This is a genomic window from Rhizobium sp. PL01, assembly GCF_033447125.1.
In the GTDB taxonomy this organism is placed as follows: domain Bacteria; phylum Pseudomonadota; class Alphaproteobacteria; order Rhizobiales; family Rhizobiaceae; genus Pararhizobium.
Map to the genome: position 1 here is coordinate 148,866 of NZ_JAWQUM010000003.1, position 18,793 is coordinate 167,658.

Sequence of the window (18,793 nt, forward strand, 5' to 3'; positions counted from 1 at the left end):
AAACCTGCCTGAAAATCGGCGGATTTATCCGTCATGGGCGCTGCAATGCCGCTCAAATATCGATCGTGCCGGCACCGCTGGAAGGGTTTTCATGGGAATGACGCGAGAGTTTCGACTGTATGCTGGCCTGTTCGGTATTGTAACCGGCAGCTTCGCCCTGAGCGGCTGCATCGGCGGCCCGACCTACGGGACGGACAAGACAGCCGGCGAACATCTGATTGACGATCTCGGCAGTTCCGTCAGCCTTGGGGCAACCAAGCCTAACAACGTCAAGTATCAGCCGCGTCCCGGTTTGGTGTTGCCACCATCAGGCGAAACCGCTCAATTGGTTCAGCCGCAGCAGAATATGGCGACCAAGGACAATCCACAGTGGGTCGAATCGCCGGAAGACGCGCGCCAGCGTCTGCGCGAAGAAGCCGACGCCAATGCCGACAATCCGAGCTACGTTTCGCCGCTGGCCAAATCGAGCGCCAATGGCCGCAAGCTGACGACGGCCGAGCAGACGCAGGCCTATCGCGATGCCCGCAAGATCCAGATGGGCGCCTATGCCGACAAGCGCCGGTTCCTCAGCGACCCGCCGCTCGAATACCGCAAGCTGCCGGAAGAGGCGACGGCGGATCTGGGTGAGCCGGAGCAGGTCAAGGAGCGCCGCCGCAAGAAGGAAGCTGCGATCAAGGGCAGCGGCAAGAAATGGTACCAGATCTACTGATGCACGATGTTTGAGATTCGCAAAGCGACCCCCAAGGACGCAGAGACCATCCTGCGCTTCATCACCGAACTGGCTGTTTACGAAAAAGCCGGTCACGAAGTTGAGGCGACCGTTCAGTCGGTTACCTCTTCGCTTTTTGGCGAAAATTCCGTTTCCGATGCGGCTATATGCGAGCGCGATGGCGTGCCCGTGGGTTTCGCCGTCTGGTTCTTCAGCTATTCCACATGGCTGGCGCGCAATGGTCTCTATCTCGAAGATCTCTATATCACGCCGGATCAACGTGGATCGGGTGCCGGGCGTTCGATGTTGCGCTATCTGGCGCGAATTGCAGTCGAGAAGGGATGTGGCCGCTTCGAGTGGAGCGTGCTCGACTGGAATGAGCCGGCCATCAAGGCCTATGAGGCGATCGGCGCCGAGCCCCTGTCGGAATGGACGCGCTATCGTCTCTCCGGTGCAGCACTTGAAAGCTTTGCCGCAGGTTAAGATTTTCGGCTTGCGCGCTCAGCGTCTCCCGGCAAAGAATTCCTTGAGGATGTCTGCCGCGCTCTGACCGGAAAGACCGGAATAGACGTCGGGTGCATGATGGCAGGTCGGCTGGCTGAAAAAACGCACGCCATTGTCGACGCCGCCGCCCTTCGGATCTTCGGCGCCGTAGTAAAGCCGGCGCAGACGGGCAAACGAGATGGCTGCCGCGCACATGGTGCAAGGCTCGAGCGTGACGTAGAGATCGGCGCCGTTCAGCCGCTCAGCTCCGATGGCGCTTGCTGCGGCGCGGATCACTTCGATTTCGGCATGCGCGGTCACATCGTTGAGCTCGCGCGTCCGGTTTCCGCCGCTGGCGGCGATCGCGCCATTGACGACCAGGACTGCGCCAACGGGAACTTCGCCACGCGCAGCCGCCATTCTGGCTTCTTCCAAGGCCAAATCCATAAAGCGGTTCGTTTCAGCCATCGTTGAGACCCGTAATAATTTCTCTTAACCCAAGGGCTGTGACCTGATAGGACAGCCCAAAAGGCAGGCAACACAAATGACATTCAAAGACAAGCCCCAGCGGCCTGGCGGCAAACCCGCACGGTCCGACAAGAAGCCCTATACCGGCGCGCGCAACACCGCTGCCGATTTTTCGGCGGCTGACAGCACCGAAACGGAAAAGCCGCGCAAGCCGCGTCCGACTGCAACGGAAACCGTCAGTGCCGAGGTGCCGCAGCGCATTTCCAAGATCATGGCGCGCGCAGGCGTGGCCTCGCGCCGCGATATCGAGCGAATGATCATGGAAGGCCGCGTGTCGCTGAACGGTAAGCTGCTCGACAGCCCGGTCGTCAATGCGACACTCGCCGATCACATCGAAGTGGACGGTCAGCCGATCCGCGGCATCGAGCGCACCCGCCTCTGGCTCTATCACAAGCCATCCGGCCTGGTGACCACCAACTCCGATCCGGAAGGCCGTGCCACGGTTTTCGACAATCTGCCGGAAGAGCTGCCGCGCGTTCTGTCCATCGGTCGCCTCGACATCAACACCGAAGGCCTGCTGCTGCTGACCAATGACGGCGGACTGGCTCGTGTTCTCGAGTTGCCCGCCACCGGTTGGCTGCGCCGCTACCGCGTCCGCGCCCACGGCACCATTGATCAGGCAGCCCTCGACAAGCTGAAGGACGGTATCGCCGTCGACGGCGTGCTCTACGGCGCCATCGATGCGACGCTCGACAAGGTTCAGGGCTCCAACGTCTGGATCACCATGGGTCTGCGCGAAGGCAAGAACCGCGAAATCAAGAACGTCATGGGCGCGCTCGGTCTCGACGTGAACCGGCTGATCCGAATTTCCTACGGTCCGTTCCAGCTCGGCGAACTGCCGGAAGGCCAGGCCCAGGAAATCCGCGGCCGCACGTTGCGCGATCAGCTCGGTCCGCGCCTGATCGAGGATGCCAAGGCGAATTTCGATGCGCCGATCTTCGATGCCGGTGTTGCCGAAGAAGAGAAGCCGCAGAAGAACGAATGGGCGGCTGGAAAGCCGGAAGCCCGTGAACGCGGCGGGTTCAAGGAAAAGGCCGGCGACAAGCGCGAGCGTGCTCTGTCGCGGCTGGATACGACAAAGCGTGACGACCGCAGCGGCGGCCGTCCTGACCGCAACGATCGTGGCGGACGCGATGCGCCGGCGGCGAAATTTGATGAGCCGAAGCGCGAACCGGGTTTCCGCGCCCGCAAGGCCAATGTCTGGATGGCACCGGGTGCCCGGCCCTTGGCCGAAAAGAAGCCGAAGGATGCCCAAGGCGCCGAGGCTGCAGAAAAGCCCGTGCGCCGCGAGCGCCCGGAAGGCGCGCCGGACGTCAAGCGTTACGGCAAGTCCAGGGATGGTCTGGCGACCAAGTCTAACCGGAAGTTCGATCCGGACCGCAAGAAGGCGTCGGTCTACGATCGTCCCGATCGCGGCCCGCGCGTGATCGTTACGCGTGACGCAGATGACAATGACTGGATCCGTGCAACGGAAGAGCCAAGCCGTGACGAAGGGCGTGGTGGCGACCGCAAGCGTTCCGGCGGCGACGATCGCGGTGGCCGCAGCTTCGGTGACCGCGCTCCACGTGGCGATCGTCCGCAGGGTGACCGTCCCCAGGGTGACCGCCCGCCGCGCCGCGATGGTGACAAGCCATTCGGTGACCGCAAGCCGCGTGCCGAAGGTGCGCGCTCGTTCTCCGACCGGCCGAGAAGTGACCGGCCTGCCGGTGACCGTCCGCAAGGCGACCGCCCCCGCAAGCCGTTTGGCGAAAAGTCGTTCTCGCGTGAGGATGGCGACCGCAAGCCGCGGGATTTCGGTGATCGTCCGCCGCGTGGTGATCGTCCCCAGGGCGACCGTCCGCCACGCCGCGACGGTGACCGTCCGTTCGGTGGCAAGCCTTCGGGCGACCGGCCAGCCGGCGGAAAATCCTTCGGCGGCAAGCCGGGTGGTGCAAAACCGTTCGGCGCAAAGACCGGTGGTCCGCGCAAGCCGGGCGGTGGTGGTGGAAAGCCTTCCGGCGGACGTCCTGCGCCCGCAGGTGGCGGCAAACCACGCGGACGCGGGAACTAAACGCCGGTGCGGATCGTCGGTGGCGAGTTTCGCGGACGCGGGCTCGCAACGCCCAATTCCAACGACATCCGGCCGACCACGGACCGGACGCGCGAAAGCCTGTTCAATATCCTCAGCCATTCCTACCCGGAGGCGCTTGAGGGCGCCCGGGTTTTGGATCTGTTCGCCGGTACCGGCGCGGTGGGGCTTGAGGCTCTGTCGCGCGGCTGCCGTCAAGCCCTGTTCGTTGAAATGGGGACTGAGGGCAGGGGGCTGCTGCGCACCAATATCGAAGCGTTCGGCCTGACCGGCCGGGCGCGTGTCTTCCGCCGTGATGCGACCGATCTCGGTCTCGCCGGTACCGTTGAGCCGTTCCATTTCCTCTTTGCTGATCCACCCTATGGCAAGGGCCTGGGGGAGAAGGCGCTGGCGTCGGCTGCCAATGGCGGCTGGCTGGTGCCGGGCGCACTGGCCGTGCTCGAAGAGCGGGCCGATGTGCATCCTGTGCTGCAGGATGGCTTCGACTTCATCGACGACCGTCTGTTTGGCGAAACCAGGATGCATTTCTACCGTTACCGCGCCGCGTGACACCGGAAAGACGCTGAGCATGACGCAAGGCCTTTACGCATCGAAAACATCAGCCGAACCGACCGTCGCCCTTGCTCTCGGCGGCGGCGGTGCGCGCGGTCTTGCTCATATTCATGTCATCGAAACGTTGAACGAACTCGGCATTCGCCCGGTTGCCATCGCCGGTTCGTCCATCGGTGCGATCATGGGTGCAGGCATGGCGGCGGGCCTGAGCGGTGCCGAAATCCGCGAGCATACGCTGGCAACGGTCGGCCAGCGCAAAGAGATCGCCAGCCGGCTTTGGAGCCTGCGGCCGGCGAGCTTCGCCAAGGCCGTGACCGGCGGTTTTCGTGTCGGCCAGTTCAATATCGAACGTATCCTTCCCGCTTTCCTGCCGGATGCCATTCCGAAGAATTTCGCCGATCTGCATATTCCGTTGAAAGTGATGACGACGGACTATTATGGGCAGACCGAGCGGGTTTGTGAGCACGGTGATCTGCATCAGGCGCTAGCTGCCTCTGCAGCCCTTCCGGCCGTCTTCATGCCGGTCCGTATCGATGGCCGCGTGATGATCGACGGCGGCATCTACAATCCCGTACCGTTCGACCATCTGACCGGCCTGGCCGATATCGTCATCGCGGTCGATGTCGTTGGCGGGCCGGATGGAGATGGCGAAACCATGCCGAGCCGGATCGACAGCCTGTTCGGCGCCAGCCAGTTGATGATGCAGTCGATCATCGCCATGAAAATGAAGGCGAACCCGCCGGATATCCTGCTGCGCCCCGAGGTCAACCGCTTCAAGGTGATGGATTTCCTCAGAGCCCAGGAAGTGCTGACCGCTACCGCCGCGGTCAAGGATCAGCTGAAGACAGCACTTGGCGAAGCAATCGAATCCCGGATTAAGGCTTAATTTTGCAGAACCGGCCGCCGCACCCGGCGACCGGAAGCAAAGAGACGGCAGCTTCGATCAGCTGTCGCAGTTGCTGGGGGCCGCCTTGCCAGCGAACCTGTCCTTGATCCAGTCGAGTTGGAAGCCGGTGGACTCGCTCATCACAGGGTCGTGGTCGAGACCGGGATAGCTGCGATATTCCAGCGTGGGCTTCAGGGCGCAGGCTTTCTCGACCGTATCGCGGATGGCCTCGACTGGCACGGCATTGTCGCCTTCGCCGGCAATCACCAGCATCGGCCCGGCAATCGGCGTAGCTCCCGCAGAGTTCTCCAGATAGAATTTCCGCACCCACGTATTGTCGCGCCATTCCGGCTTGACCATCTGCGGCGCCTCGATACCTGAATAGGTCAGGAAGCCATAGAGCCAGCAACCGTTTTCGGTGACATCCTTGTAATGGGCCTGGCCGATATCGGAGAGCATGTCGGAAGGCTTGAAACCCGGATAGCGCTGCGCAACGGCATAAGCGTGCCAGGCGAGATAGAACCCTGCGCCCTTGGTAGCCTCCGGATGATCGAGGAACCAGCCAAGATGCGTAGCACCTGCTACAGACACGGCACCGAGATAGTTTTCGTCCGGTTTGGCTTTCTGATGCTCAGCGACGCCCCAGGCGGCGAGGCCGCCCTGCGAATGGCCGGAAACGACCCATTTCTTACCAAGTTCGGGAACGGCAGCTTGGGCTGCCGGGATCGCGTTGATGATGTCCTGCGCCTGATCGGTCTTGTTCATGTAGGGATGGGCGCCAGGAGCGCCGAGCCCATGGTAGTCGGTGGCAACAACGGCAAACCCGGCGGCGAGCATGTCGGTGAGACCTTCTCCGCCGTAATAGACGTCCTTCATCGCCGAGGGTGCGCATTGCCGCGCAACGCCGCTGGTGCCGTGAGCCCAGGCAATGACTGGCCAGCCCTCCGCAGGCGGCGTGCCAGCGGGCGTAAGAACGACCCCGGAGGTCACCGCGTCCTTCCCGCTCTGGATGGAGTGATAAAGAATACGCGTCGCGCCTATACCGGCGGGCAGCGTGTAATCGATGTTTTCCTTGGCAAGAAGGGCTCCGGCGCGGCTGGTGCTAAGCGTGAAGGCTTGGTTGTAGAAATCCGTCAGCGGCAGCGCATTACTCTTCTCGGCTTCAACTGCTTGCGCGACGGTCTCCGGAAACGGTGGCGGGTCGTCTGCCCTGACAGTTGCGGCACCGGCGAGGATGCTGAGTGACAACACTGCCGCTTTCAACAGTCTTCTGGTTTGAAAACGCTCTCTTTTTTCCATGCGCATTGGATCTCCTCCCATAGTTTGAATAGTAGCGACAGAAATACGAGTATTAACTCGCATTTGTCAATTACCGAGGTTTGCCGAATTGTCGGTGCTCTGATAGCGATGGAGTTTGCCCGCTAAAGCGTTTTATTGTGGCAGGCACGCCCCTGTATTTCGGAGCCGTTTACCGCATGATCGAAGCTAGGAAAAAACCGCGCCAGCAGCGATCGCAGGAGATGGTCGAGCGCATCGTCACGGCAGCGCGCGATATGCTCAACGAGCAGGAATTCAAGGGGTTGACGACCAACGCCATCGCGCAGAAGGCTGGCCTGTCGGTGGGATCGCTCTATCAGTATTTCCCAAACAAGGAAGCGATCCTGCTTGAACTGGTTCAGCGCTGGCTGGCGGCCTTCCGGCCGGTATCGGCTTTCTATGCTGCCAAGCCACGGCCTGAGAATTGGACTGGATTTAGTCGCGATTTTTGCGCGTTCACCAGAGAGATCGCGTCCGTTTATGCGCAGAACCGTGCATTGCTGCCGACGCTGGAGGCGATGCAGTCCCATCCGGAGCTTCGCCGGATCGCCAAGGACCATGACCGCGGGATTATCGAGACCCACGCGGCATGGTTTCGCAACGCCGATCCGCAGTTGCCTGCGGACATCGCTTCGCGTTTGGGCATGCTGGTGCTGGAAACCGGCAATATCTGTTTCACAATTGCACTGATGCGGGATGATACCGTCTATGACGCCATCATTGATGACGTCATCATCATGAATGAAGCGCTGTTGCGCGCGCATTTGCGGTTGCCGGAGTGAGACGCGACCTTATCGATCCGCGTTGGCAAGGACATCCTCGGCTGGCTTCGGTTTCACCGGCGCCGAGTCCGGCAAAATATCGTCGTCGGCCGCCAGCGATGGTGCCGTCTCGCGGCGGGGCTTGATCAGCGGCTCCGGCTTAACCGGTTCGAAATGCAGCATGTCGCGGCCGGCGCTGATGCCTTCGGCCTCCTGAACCACCAGCCGGGCTTCGTCGCGGCGGCGGATATCGTTCATGATTTCCTCTGCCTCATTGTCGGCGATCCCCAATCCTTCCAGCGCCTTGCGGCCGAACACCAGGCCGGACTCGAACGTCTCGCGCAGCTCGTAATCCACGCCACGGGCCCTCAGCGACAGGGTGTGCAGCCGGTCATAGGCGCGGGCATAAATCCGGGCATTGGGATATTCCGCCTGCACCATGTCGACGATCCGGTCGGTGATCTCCTGTTTCTGCGTGCAGATGGCAACGATCTTGGCACGCTCGATGCCCGCGGCGCGCAGCACGTCCAGCCGTGTCCCATCGCCGAAATAGATGCGGAACCCGAACGTCGCCGCCTGCCGCACGCGGGCTGCAGAGTGATCGATGATCGTCACTTCGCGGCCACCTGCAAGCAGGATCTGCGAAGCAATCTGCCCGAAGCGGGAAAACCCGATCATCAGCACATCGGCGCCGGCGCCGTTGAAATCCTCTTCCAGCTCTTCGGTTGCCTCTTCCTGGTCCTGCATCATAAGCCCGGCCAAGGCGGATGCAGCAGGCGTCAGCGCCATCGACAGGGTGACGATGACGATCAGCAGGGACGCCCAGCTGTCGGTAAATACCCCGGCAGTGGCCGCTGCGGTGAACAGGACGAACCCGAATTCCCCGCCCTGCGGCAGCAGCAGGCTGATCCGCACGGCGTCATTGTGCGGCGAACCGGTGAACCGGCAGACCGTGTAGAGAACCACAGCCTTGACCAGCATCAGCACGGGCACGGCGATCAGGATCAGCATATAGTTCTCGACGATGACACGAAGGTCCAGCGACAGTCCGACCGCCATGAAGAACAAGGCGAGCAGCAAGCCGCGGAAAGGCTCGATATCGGCCTCCAGTTCGTGGCGGTAGGATGATTCCGCCAGAAGCACGCCGGCGAGGAACGCCCCCATCGCCATGGAAAGCCCAGCGAGCTGCATGAGGGTGGCGGCTCCGAGCACGATGAACAGCGCTGCCGCGATCATGATCTCGCGTGCCCCTGTGCGGGCGATGACCTGGAACAGCGGATTGAGCAGATAGCGGCCGGAAATGACCATAATCAGGATCGCGCCAACAGCGATGCTGAAATCTTCGAGCGGCGGCGTCGTATCTTCAGGTGCCTGCAGCGCGAGCAGCGGGATCAATGCCAAAAGCGGTACGATCGCCAGGTCCTGCAGCAGCAGCACCGAAAAGGCCCGCTGGCCATAGCGCGTGTTGGTGTCGCCATTCTCGTCGAGGATCTGCAGCGCAAAGGCCGTCGACGAGAGCGCCAGTCCGAAGCCGGTGATGACACTGCCGCTCAAGTCGAGCAGGCCGGCCCAGAAAACGATTGCCGAAACCACGGCGCCGGTCACCATCACCTGCGCCGTGCCAAGCCCGAAGATATCGCGCCGCATCTGCCACAGCCTCGACGGTTTTAGCTCCAGTCCAATGACGAAGAGCAGGAACACGACGCCGAGTTCGCCAAAGCCGAGGATCTGCTCGCCGTCGATGATCTGGTGCAGCAGAGGGCCGATGATGATGCCGGCTGCCAGATAACCGAGAACGGTGCCGAGCCCGAGCTTTTTGAAGATCGGTGCTGCCACGACGGCACCGCCGAGCAAGAGCAGAGCCTGTGAGGTAAGCGCGGGTGTCGTCGACATAGGTATTCTTTCCTGGCGCGCAGCCGCGTGTTGCAGCTCTGGCGTGTCTGGTTGGGCAGAAGTTTGCCCGAAAATCGGCATTTGGTCGGGGGCGGTGATCAAGAATCAGGATATGCCCTTGATGCCGGTCCTACTGCACAATAAATGGAGCGGGAATGAAAGGCTAAATCATGTCCGATATTATCGATTCCGGTGTTCTGCAGACAAGGGCGGCCGCGCTCATCGATTTGGCGCTGAAAGCTGGCGCCGATCAGGCCGATGCCGTGGTGGTCCGGGGCCGCTCCCGTTCCGTCTCCGTGCGTCTCGGCAAGGTCGAGGGTACCGACGCCTCGGAAAGCGATGATTTTTCGCTGCGAGTGTTTGTCGGCCGCCGTGTCGCCAGCGTTTCGGCCAATCCGGGTTTTGATCTGAAGGTGCTGGCCGAGCGCGCCGTGGCGATGGCCAAGGCCTCTCCCGAAGACCCGTATGCAAGCCTTGCAGACAGCGAGCGCCTGGCACGGTCCTATCCGGATCTTGAACTTTACGACCCGACGGAAGTCTCGACGGAGACCCTGACCGCCGCAGCGCTTGAGGCCGAAGAGGCAGCACTTGCCGTTAGCGGTGTTACCAATTCGAGTGGTGCTGGTGCCTCTGCCGGCATGGGCGGCATGGTGCTGGTCACGTCGCACGGGTTTTCCGGCGCCTATATGGGCACCCGTTTTGGCCGCTCCGTCAGCGCCATCGCCGGCGATGGCACCAAGATGGAGCGTGACTATGATTTCGACAGCCGTCTCTATTTCGCTGATCTGAAATCCTCTGCCGAGATCGGCCGGACTGCCGGCGAAAAGGCTGTGGCCCGTATCGGTCCGCGCCAGGTGCCGACCCAGAAGAATGTCACCGTTGTTTTCGATCCGCGCATGTCGCGCGGTTTTGCCGGGCATATCGCCGGTGCGATCAACGGTGCCTCGGTTGCCCGCAAGACCTCGTTCCTGCGCGACATGATGGGAAAACCGGTGATGAAGGCCGGTATCACCGTCACCGACGATCCGCTGGTGGTGCGCGGCTCTTCCTCGCGCCCTTTTGATGGCGAAGGCGTCACCGGGCAGAAACTGTCGATGATCGAGGATGGTGTGCTGCAGCAGTGGTTTCTGTCCACCTCGACCGGCCGTGAGCTGGGTCTGGAGACCAACGGGCGCGGCGCACGTGGCGGTACGGCCGTTTCTCCCTCGGCGACGAATTTCGCGCTGGAACCCGGCAACGTCTCGCGTGAAGATCTGATCCGCAGCATCGGAACGGGTTTCTACGTGACCGAACTGATCGGCCAGGGCGTCAACATGCTGACCGGCGAATACAGCCGCGGTGCTTCCGGCTTCTGGATCGAGAACGGCGAATTGACCTTCCCGGTTTCGGAAGTCACGATTGCCTCCAATCTCAAGCAGATGTTCTTTGCCATCACGCTTGCCGACGATATCGACCGCAAGTTCGGCGTCGCAGCCCCGACGCTTGCCATTGAAGGCATGACGCTTGCGGGCAAATAAGTGCCCGTCTACGCATCTTTAACGCGGCCGATGCCGCGGGAAATGGAAAGACCGAGATGAATGCCGCCCGCCCTTCGCCGGAGCCGTGGACCAGCGATCTGGACTTGATCACGACGGCGGCGAAGGCTGCGGGCGAAAAGGCACTCACCTATTTCCGCAAGGATCCGGACGTTCAGTGGAAGAACGGTGGCCGTTCGCCGGTTAGCGAAGCGGATTTTGCCGCCAATGATATCCTCAAGGAAAAACTTCTTGCGGCCCGGCCAAACTATGGCTGGCTGTCGGAGGAGACCGATGATGATGAAGCAAGGCTTGGCTGTGACACGGTCTTCGTGGTCGACCCGATCGACGGTACCCGTGCCTTTATCGCCGGCAAGGACGTCTGGTGCGTCAGCGTCGCCGTCGTGCATCTTGGCCGTCCTGTCGCTGGCGTCCTTTTTGCTCCGGCACTTGGCGAACTGTTTCAGGCGACAGCAACGGGCGAGGCGTTGAAGAACGGCGAGCCGATCAACGTCAAACCGGAGGGCGGGGCGGTTCTCCGGATCGCACTGGCCGAAGAAACGGTCGGATTGCTGGAGCCCGGCTACCGGGCCAGCGTGTCGCGTATCCCGCATGTGCCATCGCTTGCCTACCGGATTGCGATGATTGCCGATGGCCGGATCGATGGCACCGTCGTCAAGAAGAATTCGCATGATTGGGATCTGGCAGCGGCCGATCTGATCCTGGAACGGGCCGGTGGCGCGCTTTCCAACCTCGATGCGCAGCCGCTTTCCTACAATCGCCCCAATGTTCGCCATACGGTCCTGTGCGCGGCCGCAAAGCCCGCATTACCGGCATTGATTGCGGCGTCGCAGGGTCTGGAAGGCCATTGACCTTTCCGGCTGAATGCCGCAAACCACAGGCAAAATACAGCAAGAAAATTGGAAGGTCTGATGGCTCAGAATTCGGAAGTAAAACAGCGGCTGCATCTGGTATTCGGCGGTGAATTGACAACGCTGACCGGTGTCCAGTTCCGCGACCTGGAAAAACTCGATGTCGTCGGCATCTTCCCGGATTACGACAGCGCCCTGACGGCCTGGAAATCCAAGGCCCAGCTGACCGTCGATAATGCCCATATGCGCTATTTCATCGTGCACATGCACCGGTTGCTGGATCCGGAACAGGCTTGATGCCAGGGCGTTTCGGACAGGCAAGCCGTGCGGCTGAACAGGCCGCCGCCGCCAAAGCGGACAGCTTTCGGGCTGGCCGTAGCGCGGGGGGCTTGTCCCTATGACCCGCATGCTCGCCCGGCTGGCCTTGTCCAGTTATCGCTGGATCGGCACGGCGGCCTATCCACTGGTCTGGGGCTATCTTGCCGCCCGCGCCGCCAAGGGCAAGGAAGACAGTGCGCGCCGTCAGGAGCGCTACGGTCATGCCAGCGCGCCGCGCCCGCAAGGACCACTGGTCTGGTTTCACGCTGCTAGCGTCGGCGAAACCACTGCCATCATCCCGCTGATCAATGAAGTCTCCCGCCGTGGTATCTCGGTCGTGTTGACCACCGGCACGAAGACATCGGCCCGCATTGTCGCCGATCGGCTCGGATCGCGTGTCATCCACCAATATGTGCCGCTCGATTTCAAGCCGGCCGTCAGCCGTTTCCTCGATTACTGGGAGCCGGATCTGGCGATCATCGCGGAATCGGAGATCTGGCCGATGACGATGATGGAGCTCGGGCGGCGCCATATTCCGCAGGTGCTGGTCAACGGCCGATTGTCGGACCGCACCTTCGGCCGCTGGAAGAAACGTCTCTGGCTTGCCGATGCGCTGTTTGAAAACCTGGCGCTGGTCATTGCCCAATCCGAGACCGATGCGGAGCGCTTCCGCACCCTTGGTGCGCTGCCGGTGATGGTGTCCGGCAATCTCAAGGTTGATACCGATGCGCCGCCGCATGACAATCAGGCGCTCAAGCACTACCGCCAGCAGATTCGCGATCGCAAGACCTGGGCTGCCATCTCGACCTTCGAGGGTGAGGAAAATGCCGCCGGCATGGTCCACCGCGCCCTGAAGGAGCGCACCGGCCTCCTGACCATCGTCGTGCCCCGCCATCCGGAGCGCTGCGATGCGATCGAGGCGATGCTGACCTCCAAAGGATTGACGGTCGCGCGTCGCACCCGCAACGATCCGATCACGCCGGAAACCGATATTTTCCTGGGAGATACGATCGGCGAGATGGGGCTTTATTTGCGTTTGACCGAGGTGGCCTTTGTCGGCCGCTCGCTGTTTGGCGAAGGCGGGCAAAACCCGCTGGAGCCCGCCATGCTCGGCTGCGCCATCCTGTCCGGCGGCAATGTCCAGAATTTTCGCGACACCTACCAGATGCTCGCCAAGAACGGCAGTGCCAAGATCATCCGCGATGTCGAGATGCTGGCCAAGGGCGTGAACTATCTTCTCGTCAACGACGAGGTTCGTCGCAAGATGATCGATGCGGGGCTCGAAACCGTGCATGAAATGCGCGGAGCATTGTCGGCAACGATCCGGGGTCTTGAACCCTATATCAACCCGCTGACGGTGAAGGCACGGCTGCAGCCACGCAGCGACAACTGACACTTTCTTCCGGTGGGATGCTCATGACGACCGACAAGACTATTTCCGGTATCCTCTTCGACAAGGACGGGACGCTGCTCGATTATGTGAAGAGCTGGGTTCCGGTGAACTATGAAGTTGCCAGCATCGCCGCCAATGGCGATGACGCGCTGGCCAGGCGCCTGCTGGTTGCCGGTGGCATGGATCCCGACACCGGCCATGTGCTGCCAGACAGTCTTCTGGCTGCGGGCAACACCGTCGAGATCGCCACCGGCATGGTCGCGGCAGGTGCACCCTACACAGTCGAGGCGCTGACGGTGAAGCTCGACGGGCTGTTTGCCAATTCCGCCGAGTATGCAGTGCCTGTCACCGACCTCGCCACGTTCTTTGCGGGCCTGCATGCCAAAGGCTACCGCCTCGGCGTCGCTTCAAGTGATAATGAACGCTCGATCCGCGAAACCGCCAAGCGCTTTGGCTTCGACGGTTACCTCGATTATGTCGCAGGGTATGACAGTGGCTTCGGCACCAAGCCGCAGCCCGGCATGGTGCATGGGTTTTGCGCCGCGACCGGGCTTGAGCCTCACCAGATCGCCGTCGTCGGCGACAACAATCACGACCTGCATATGGGGCGTAATGCCGGGGTCGGCCTGACGGTCGCCGTCTTGACCGGCACCGGCTCGCCGCAATCGCTCGCGGCGGCATCGGATCATTGCCTCAACGATATCACTGAACTCGAGACGGTGTTGGCTTAGGCGGTGGTGGCTGTCTGCCTATCCTAACGGAACAGCTGCATCAGCAGCGACGGTGCGTTGTTGGCGATGTTGAGTGCTTGAACGGTCAGCTGAACTTGTGCCTGCACGGCTTTGAGCTTGGTCGAAGCATCGTTCATATCGGCATCAACTAGCCGGCCGATACCCTTCTGGATTGTCGCTGTCAGCGTCTTGTTGAAGTCTGTCTGCATGTCGATGCGCATGCTGAGCGATCCAAGCGTTGCCGCCCGGTCGATCAGTGTGGAATGGATGTCGTCATACCGCTTCAGCAGGAGATCGGTTGCGGTTTCAACGAGGTTGGCAGGCACCTCGCCCATATGCGAGGCGCTGAACATGTCGTCGGTGCCAAGGCCGATCTGGGTGCGGCCGTTAAAGGCCGGTAGCCATGCCGTGCCCTTGGCGGGGTCCGGGTGCGGTACGCCGCCGGTCATGCCGTCGGCCTGCGGGGTATCGACCAGCCCGTTCTGCGCTGAGGTGCTGCCGTCATCGTTCTTGTAGGTGGCCGGGCCGAAGACATTGAGGTTGCTGTCGCCATAGATGTTGATGATGCCGACCGTGCCCTTGGTGTAGCTGGCAACGATGCCGCCAAAGGCGACGTTGGTGTCCGGGGGACTCATCTCGATATAGTTCAGCGTCTTGCCGTTGCCGTCGACATAGCTTTTCTCGGTGTAGTGCAGCTGGCCCGGCGCCAGAAGGTTGCGGCCGTTGAACGACGAGGATTGGGTGGTCGAGAGAAACTGTTTTTCCAACTCGTAGATTTCCGAACTGACCTTGTAGCGGTCCACGCCCGGCTCCTTCATCGCCATGATTTTGGTCTTGATTTCGGATGTGATGGCGATGAGGTCTTCCATCCCCTGATAGGACACATCAACCAGCGCAGCGCCCAGTTCCAGCGCGTCGATCACGGTGCTGGTGGCCTTGGTGGTGTTGCGCATATCGGTTGCGATCGACCAATAGGCGGCATTGTCCGCGGCTTCTGATATCCGCATACCGGTGGTGATGACATCCTGCATCTTGGCATGGGTGCTGTCATTATGGCGCAGAATCGCCAAAGCGGCGGTGGCCGCCGCGTTGAAACTCATGTTCATTTTTAGGTCCGCTACAAAAAACAGGAAAACGGAAAGGCACCAAATCTGGTTAACCCAGAGTGCCCCAGACTGGTTAATACTCGGTATATCGCCGGGGTTGCTGCGGGCTTCTCGGAGGTGTTTGACGCTAACGTGTGAATGGCTGATCATGCCTGCCGATGCGCGCGCGGCTTGCAATTGCCGGCAATCTGACGTTTTGTATCGCGGATCGAGATCATTTTCTGTGCTGAAAAAATGTTTTCGATGGGACAAGAATTTTGCCGCGCACGGCATTGCGAAAGCCGGGAGAAACCGGCCGGCGCGGGGAGGCCTGGAAGGACTGATGGTTTCTGATGCACCGCCATTCTGGTGGACAAAAGCGGATTGGCGCGCTTACGGCCTCTGGCCTTTCTCCTGGATCTATGGACGCATTTCCGGCTCGCGTATGGACCATGCGCGGCGCGCGTCCGTGCCGGTGCCGATCATCTGCGTCGGTAATTTCACCGTGGGTGGAGCGGGCAAGACGCCGACCGCGATCGCGCTTGCGCGTGCTGCCCGCCGGCGCGGGCTGAAGCCCGGCTTTCTCAGCCGCGGCTATGGCGGTTCGCTCGATGTCACCACAGTCGTCGATCCCGCCCATCACCGTGCCCGCGACGTCGGTGACGAACCGCTGCTTCTCGCCCGCGAGGGCCTGGCCGTGGTTTGCCGCAAGCGTGTCGAGGGCGCCCACCGGTTGGTCGCTGAAGGCGCCGATATCATCATCATGGACGACGGTTTCCAGAGCGCCCGGCTGACATTCGATTTTTCCCTGCTGGTGATCGATAGCCGCCGCGGTATCGGCAATGGCTTCCTGATCCCGGCCGGTCCGGTGCGGGCACCGATCCGCCAGCAGATCCGTCACGCCTCTGCGCTTCTGAAGATCGGCAATGGCGATCGAGCCGATGCCCTGATCCGCCGCTCCGCGCGCGCCGGCAAGCAGATTTATGCCGCCAATGTCGAACATCTCGACGATGGCTGGCTGAAGGATGTGCAGGTTTTGGCCTGGGCCGGGATTGCCGATCCGGAGAAGTTCTTCCGCACGGTGCGCGAGACGGGTGCTGTGATCGCCGAAACCCGCAGCTTTCCGGACCATCACCACTTTTCCGAGGATGAGATCGCCGATCTGCTCGACCATGCCGCCGCTCATGGCTACCAGCTGGTGACCACTGCCAAGGACATGGTGCGGCTGGAGCCCGGGCATGGCCGTGCCGGGGAGCTGATGGAAAAGAGCAGGGTGATCGAGGTGGAGGTCCGCTTCGACGATCCCGGTTCACCGGGCAAGATCATCGACGCGGCGGTCAAGGCGGCGCGGACCCGCAACCTCCGCAAGTCGTAAGCCCAGTGCTGCTGAGGGACGGTGCCGCTGCAAGCGATCCCGTTGGAATGATCGAGGTTTACGTCTGGTTTGGCAGAATGCCGGCGCGCTTGTCGGCCTCATAGGAGGCTTCGGCGTCGGCATAGGGTTCCTGCCGCGCGACGCTCCAGTAGCGCAGTTCATCGACGGGGATGATGGCGCCGGTCATCGCACAGATGACATGCGATCCGGGCAGCACGATCTGGAAGTCGCCATCGAGATAGCGGATCTTGGCTTCCCGGTTGCCGTTGCCCTCAAATCTGTTCATCGTCCTGCGACCCCGCATGATTTCTCGCCCGCTCTTTGGAAGCACCGTCTCGATACGCATCCGGAACGGACGCGATCAGGCGACGTGCATCCAAGCGCCATCTGTTGTGTCCATGCTCTAGCGCGACACCGTCCGGATTTCCAGCGCAATTGACAAGCCGGTTGCTTAACTGCGCCCGAACAGTCGCTCGATATCGGAAAGCTTCAGCTCGATATAGGTCGGCCGGCCGTGATTGCACTGACCGGATCCGGGCGTTGCCTCCATCTGCCGCAGCAGTGCATTCATTTCCTCTGGCCGTAGCCGCCGGCCGGAGCGCACCGAACCATGGCAGGCCATGGTGGCAGCGAGATAGTCGAGGCGGCTGGCAAGGCCATTGGCCGTGTCCCATTCAGCCAGCTCGTCGGCCAGTTGCCTGACCAATCCCACCGCATCCATCTCGCCAAGCATGGAGGGTGTCTCGCGAATGGCGATCGCCCCGGGACCGAAGCGCTCGATGCCGAGCCCCAGCCGCGAGAATTCGGCGGAATGGCTGATCAACCGGTCGCAATCGTCTTCCGGCAGATCGACGATCTCCGGAATGAGCAAAGCCTGCGCCGGGATCGCCCGCGAATTCAGGCCCTTGCGCAACTCCTCAAACACCAGCCGCTCATGGGCCGCGTGCTGATCGACGATGACCAGGCCATCCTCGGTCTGGGCAACGATATAGTTTTCGTGCAGCTGCGCCCGGGCCGCGCCAAGCGGGTGGGCCTTGTCCGGCTGCGGTGCGGAGCCAAGTTCGGGTTCGCTCATCGGAGCGCGGGCCGACGGCATGGTCATTTCGGCAAAAGCTGCCTGCGGCCGTTCGCTGAAACCATTGGAAGCCGAGCCGAAATCCATCGGCCGGTAGGGGGAGGCGGCAGCCGTCCAGTTCGCGTTCGGGCGCTGCTGCTCCGGCCGGAAGGCCCGCATCAGGCCGCTTGCACCGGTCGTCGAAGCGCGGTCGCCATCCTGCGTCAACGCTTGGCGGATCGCGCCGATGATCAGGCCGCGGACCATGCCGGGATCGCGGAAGCGCACGTCGGATTTTGCCGGATGAACGTTGACGTCGACCACATCGGGGTCGACCGTCAGCGATAGAACGGCCACCGGATAGCGGCCCTGTGGAATGGTCTCGGCATAGGCGGCGCGCAGTGCCGACCAGATCAGCTTGTCCTGCACCGGACGTCCGTTGACGAAGGCATATTGCTGCAGCGAGTTGCCGCGATTGAAGGTGGGAACTCCTGCAAAACCGGTCAGCCGCGCGCCCTCTCGTTCGGCGTCGATCTCGATCGCATTGTCGCGGAAATCCCGGCCGAGGACCTGGGCGATGCGGGCCAGCCGGTCGTCGCCGGTGGAGGCGAATTCCAGTGTCGTTCGGTCCGAACCGGACAGCACGAAACGCACGCCCGGAAAGGCGATCGCCATGCGGCGGACGACATCGGAGATGGCTGAGGCTTCCGCGCGTTCCGTCTTCATGAAATTGAGCCGCGCCGGCGTGGCAAAGAACAGGTCGCGTACCTCAACCACGGTGCCCTGGTTGACGGCGGCCGGCTTCACCGGTTGCAGCTTGCCGCCGAAAACGCCGATCTCGGCGCCATGGCTGGCTCCGGCAGGCCTGCTGGTGATCGTCAGGCGCGCCACCGAGCCGATCGAGGGCAGGGCCTCGCCGCGAAACCCGAGCGTGCGGATATCCAGAAGATTATCGTCGAGCTTGGAGGTGCAATGGCGCCGCACCGCCAATTCGAGATCGTCCGGTCCCATGCCGGAACCGTTGTCGGTCACCCGCAGCAGCGTCTTGCCGCCGCCTGCCGTGGCGATCTCGATGCGGGTAGCACCGGCATCGAGCGCATTTTCGATCAGTTCCTTGGCGGCGCTGGCGGGGCGTTCGATGACCTCACCGGCGGCGATCTGGTTGATAAGGGTTTCTGAGAGCTGCTTGATGGCCATGGTCTATTGTCCGGGATTCGGCTGCACATGAAAAGTGCGCTGGAGGATCTATCCCCG

Annotated in this window: 18 protein-coding genes; 12 read left to right on the top strand and 6 right to left on the bottom strand. The window is 61.9% G+C overall.

The window, feature by feature from the left end; genetic code table 11:
• The first annotated feature begins 91 nt into the window (after positions 1-91).
• Positions 92-709 carry a hypothetical protein gene (locus tag R6X40_RS08460; RefSeq protein ID WP_318412619.1) on the top strand — a complete coding sequence of 206 codons (618 nt, stop codon included), beginning with the start codon at positions 92-94 and terminating at the stop codon, positions 707-709.
• A gap of 6 nt (positions 710-715) precedes the next feature.
• The gene (locus R6X40_RS08465) at positions 716-1,192 is read left to right on the top strand and encodes a GNAT family N-acetyltransferase (protein WP_318412621.1); all 477 of its coding nucleotides are present in this window, start codon (positions 716-718) and stop codon (positions 1,190-1,192) included.
• An 18-nt stretch (positions 1,193-1,210) separates the two neighbouring features.
• Here the strand turns inward: R6X40_RS08465 and R6X40_RS08470 are convergent, their stop codons facing one another.
• Positions 1,211-1,660: a nucleoside deaminase gene (locus R6X40_RS08470; RefSeq protein ID WP_318412622.1), complete on the bottom strand. Its 450-nt coding sequence runs from the start codon at positions 1,658-1,660 to the stop codon at positions 1,211-1,213.
• 76 nt (positions 1,661-1,736) lie between these two features.
• Between R6X40_RS08470 and R6X40_RS08475 the strand changes: the two genes are divergently transcribed.
• The 3 genes from R6X40_RS08475 to R6X40_RS08485 are packed head-to-tail and all read left to right on the top strand — an operon-like array spanning position 1,737 to position 5,226.
• Positions 1,737-3,770, top strand: coding sequence for a pseudouridine synthase (locus R6X40_RS08475; protein WP_318412624.1), 2,034 nt, complete (start codon positions 1,737-1,739; stop codon positions 3,768-3,770).
• Positions 3,771-3,776: 6 nt separating this feature from the next.
• Positions 3,777-4,337 carry a 16S rRNA (guanine(966)-N(2))-methyltransferase RsmD gene (gene rsmD, locus R6X40_RS08480; protein ID WP_318412626.1) on the top strand — a complete coding sequence of 187 codons (561 nt, stop codon included), beginning with the start codon at positions 3,777-3,779 and terminating at the stop codon, positions 4,335-4,337.
• 19 nt (positions 4,338-4,356) lie between these two features.
• Positions 4,357-5,226, top strand: a complete 870-nt coding sequence (locus R6X40_RS08485) for a patatin-like phospholipase family protein (protein ID WP_318412628.1) — start codon at positions 4,357-4,359, stop codon at positions 5,224-5,226.
• 57 nt (positions 5,227-5,283) lie between these two features.
• On the opposite strand, the gene R6X40_RS08490 is transcribed toward R6X40_RS08485, so the two are convergent.
• Positions 5,284-6,531: an alpha/beta hydrolase family protein gene (locus tag R6X40_RS08490; protein ID WP_318412630.1), complete on the bottom strand. Its 1,248-nt coding sequence runs from the start codon at positions 6,529-6,531 to the stop codon at positions 5,284-5,286.
• Between the two features lie 170 nt (positions 6,532-6,701).
• Here R6X40_RS08490 and R6X40_RS08495 point away from each other — a divergent pair, with 170 nt between their 5' ends.
• Positions 6,702-7,325, top strand: a complete 624-nt coding sequence (locus R6X40_RS08495) for a TetR/AcrR family transcriptional regulator (RefSeq protein WP_318412632.1) — start codon at positions 6,702-6,704, stop codon at positions 7,323-7,325.
• A 9-nt stretch (positions 7,326-7,334) separates the two neighbouring features.
• On the opposite strand, the gene R6X40_RS08500 is transcribed toward R6X40_RS08495, so the two are convergent.
• Entirely contained in the window at positions 7,335-9,197 is a 1,863-nt protein-coding gene (locus R6X40_RS08500) for a monovalent cation:proton antiporter-2 (CPA2) family protein (RefSeq protein WP_318412633.1), read from the bottom strand.
• A gap of 170 nt (positions 9,198-9,367) precedes the next feature.
• Between R6X40_RS08500 and R6X40_RS08505 the strand changes: the two genes are divergently transcribed.
• The 5 genes from R6X40_RS08505 (at position 9,368) to R6X40_RS08525 (ending at position 14,025) form a co-directional block, all read left to right on the top strand.
• Complete coding sequence (locus R6X40_RS08505) at positions 9,368-10,714, top strand: TldD/PmbA family protein (protein ID WP_318412635.1); 1,347 nt, start codon at positions 9,368-9,370, stop codon at positions 10,712-10,714.
• 56 nt (positions 10,715-10,770) lie between these two features.
• Entirely contained in the window at positions 10,771-11,583 is an 813-nt protein-coding gene (locus tag R6X40_RS08510; protein ID WP_318412636.1) for a 3'(2'),5'-bisphosphate nucleotidase CysQ, read from the top strand.
• 60 nt (positions 11,584-11,643) lie between these two features.
• Complete coding sequence (locus R6X40_RS08515) at positions 11,644-11,880, top strand: DUF4170 domain-containing protein (protein WP_318412638.1); 237 nt, start codon at positions 11,644-11,646, stop codon at positions 11,878-11,880.
• Positions 11,881-11,980: 100 nt separating this feature from the next.
• Positions 11,981-13,294 carry a lipid IV(A) 3-deoxy-D-manno-octulosonic acid transferase gene (gene waaA / locus R6X40_RS08520; RefSeq protein ID WP_318412639.1) on the top strand — a complete coding sequence of 438 codons (1,314 nt, stop codon included), beginning with the start codon at positions 11,981-11,983 and terminating at the stop codon, positions 13,292-13,294.
• Positions 13,295-13,317: 23 nt separating this feature from the next.
• Positions 13,318-14,025, top strand: coding sequence for an HAD family hydrolase (locus R6X40_RS08525; RefSeq protein ID WP_318412640.1), 708 nt, complete (start codon positions 13,318-13,320; stop codon positions 14,023-14,025).
• A gap of 23 nt (positions 14,026-14,048) precedes the next feature.
• Here R6X40_RS08525 and R6X40_RS08530 read toward each other — a convergent pair whose 3' ends face one another.
• Positions 14,049-15,131: a flagellin gene (locus R6X40_RS08530; RefSeq protein ID WP_318412642.1), complete on the bottom strand. Its 1,083-nt coding sequence runs from the start codon at positions 15,129-15,131 to the stop codon at positions 14,049-14,051.
• A 322-nt stretch (positions 15,132-15,453) separates the two neighbouring features.
• On the opposite strand from R6X40_RS08530, the gene lpxK reads away from it, so the two are divergent.
• Positions 15,454-16,485, top strand: coding sequence for a tetraacyldisaccharide 4'-kinase (gene lpxK, locus R6X40_RS08535; protein WP_318412644.1), 1,032 nt, complete (start codon positions 15,454-15,456; stop codon positions 16,483-16,485).
• 58 nt (positions 16,486-16,543) lie between these two features.
• Here lpxK and R6X40_RS08540 read toward each other — a convergent pair whose 3' ends face one another.
• Both R6X40_RS08540 and mutL read right to left on the bottom strand, forming a co-directional pair.
• Positions 16,544-16,771, bottom strand: coding sequence for a DUF2093 domain-containing protein (locus tag R6X40_RS08540; RefSeq protein ID WP_318412646.1), 228 nt, complete (start codon positions 16,769-16,771; stop codon positions 16,544-16,546).
• Between the two features lie 165 nt (positions 16,772-16,936).
• Positions 16,937-18,736 (bottom strand): DNA mismatch repair endonuclease MutL, encoded by a 1,800-nt coding sequence (gene mutL, locus R6X40_RS08545; protein WP_318412648.1) that lies wholly within the window; start codon positions 18,734-18,736, stop codon positions 16,937-16,939.
• Between the last annotated feature and the right edge of the window lie 57 nt (positions 18,737-18,793).

Coding starts and splice junctions, on each gene's coding strand:
- R6X40_RS08460 (WP_318412619.1), top strand. CDS start 92: ATGGGAATGACGCGAGAGTTTCGACTGTATGCTGGCCTGTTCGGTATT.
- R6X40_RS08465 (WP_318412621.1), top strand. CDS start 716: ATGTTTGAGATTCGCAAAGCGACCCCCAAGGACGCAGAGACCATCCTG.
- R6X40_RS08470 (WP_318412622.1), bottom strand. CDS start 1,660: ATGGCTGAAACGAACCGCTTTATGGATTTGGCCTTGGAAGAAGCCAGA.
- R6X40_RS08475 (WP_318412624.1), top strand. CDS start 1,737: ATGACATTCAAAGACAAGCCCCAGCGGCCTGGCGGCAAACCCGCACGG.
- R6X40_RS08485 (WP_318412628.1), top strand. CDS start 4,357: ATGACGCAAGGCCTTTACGCATCGAAAACATCAGCCGAACCGACCGTC.
- R6X40_RS08490 (WP_318412630.1), bottom strand. CDS start 6,531: ATGCGCATGGAAAAAAGAGAGCGTTTTCAAACCAGAAGACTGTTGAAA.
- R6X40_RS08495 (WP_318412632.1), top strand. CDS start 6,702: ATGATCGAAGCTAGGAAAAAACCGCGCCAGCAGCGATCGCAGGAGATG.
- R6X40_RS08500 (WP_318412633.1), bottom strand. CDS start 9,197: ATGTCGACGACACCCGCGCTTACCTCACAGGCTCTGCTCTTGCTCGGC.
- R6X40_RS08505 (WP_318412635.1), top strand. CDS start 9,368: ATGTCCGATATTATCGATTCCGGTGTTCTGCAGACAAGGGCGGCCGCG.
- R6X40_RS08510 (WP_318412636.1), top strand. CDS start 10,771: ATGAATGCCGCCCGCCCTTCGCCGGAGCCGTGGACCAGCGATCTGGAC.
- R6X40_RS08515 (WP_318412638.1), top strand. CDS start 11,644: ATGGCTCAGAATTCGGAAGTAAAACAGCGGCTGCATCTGGTATTCGGC.
- waaA (WP_318412639.1), top strand. CDS start 11,981: ATGACCCGCATGCTCGCCCGGCTGGCCTTGTCCAGTTATCGCTGGATC.
- R6X40_RS08525 (WP_318412640.1), top strand. CDS start 13,318: ATGACGACCGACAAGACTATTTCCGGTATCCTCTTCGACAAGGACGGG.
- R6X40_RS08530 (WP_318412642.1), bottom strand. CDS start 15,131: ATGAACATGAGTTTCAACGCGGCGGCCACCGCCGCTTTGGCGATTCTG.
- lpxK (WP_318412644.1), top strand. CDS start 15,454: ATGGTTTCTGATGCACCGCCATTCTGGTGGACAAAAGCGGATTGGCGC.
- R6X40_RS08540 (WP_318412646.1), bottom strand. CDS start 16,771: ATGAACAGATTTGAGGGCAACGGCAACCGGGAAGCCAAGATCCGCTAT.
- mutL (WP_318412648.1), bottom strand. CDS start 18,736: ATGGCCATCAAGCAGCTCTCAGAAACCCTTATCAACCAGATCGCCGCC.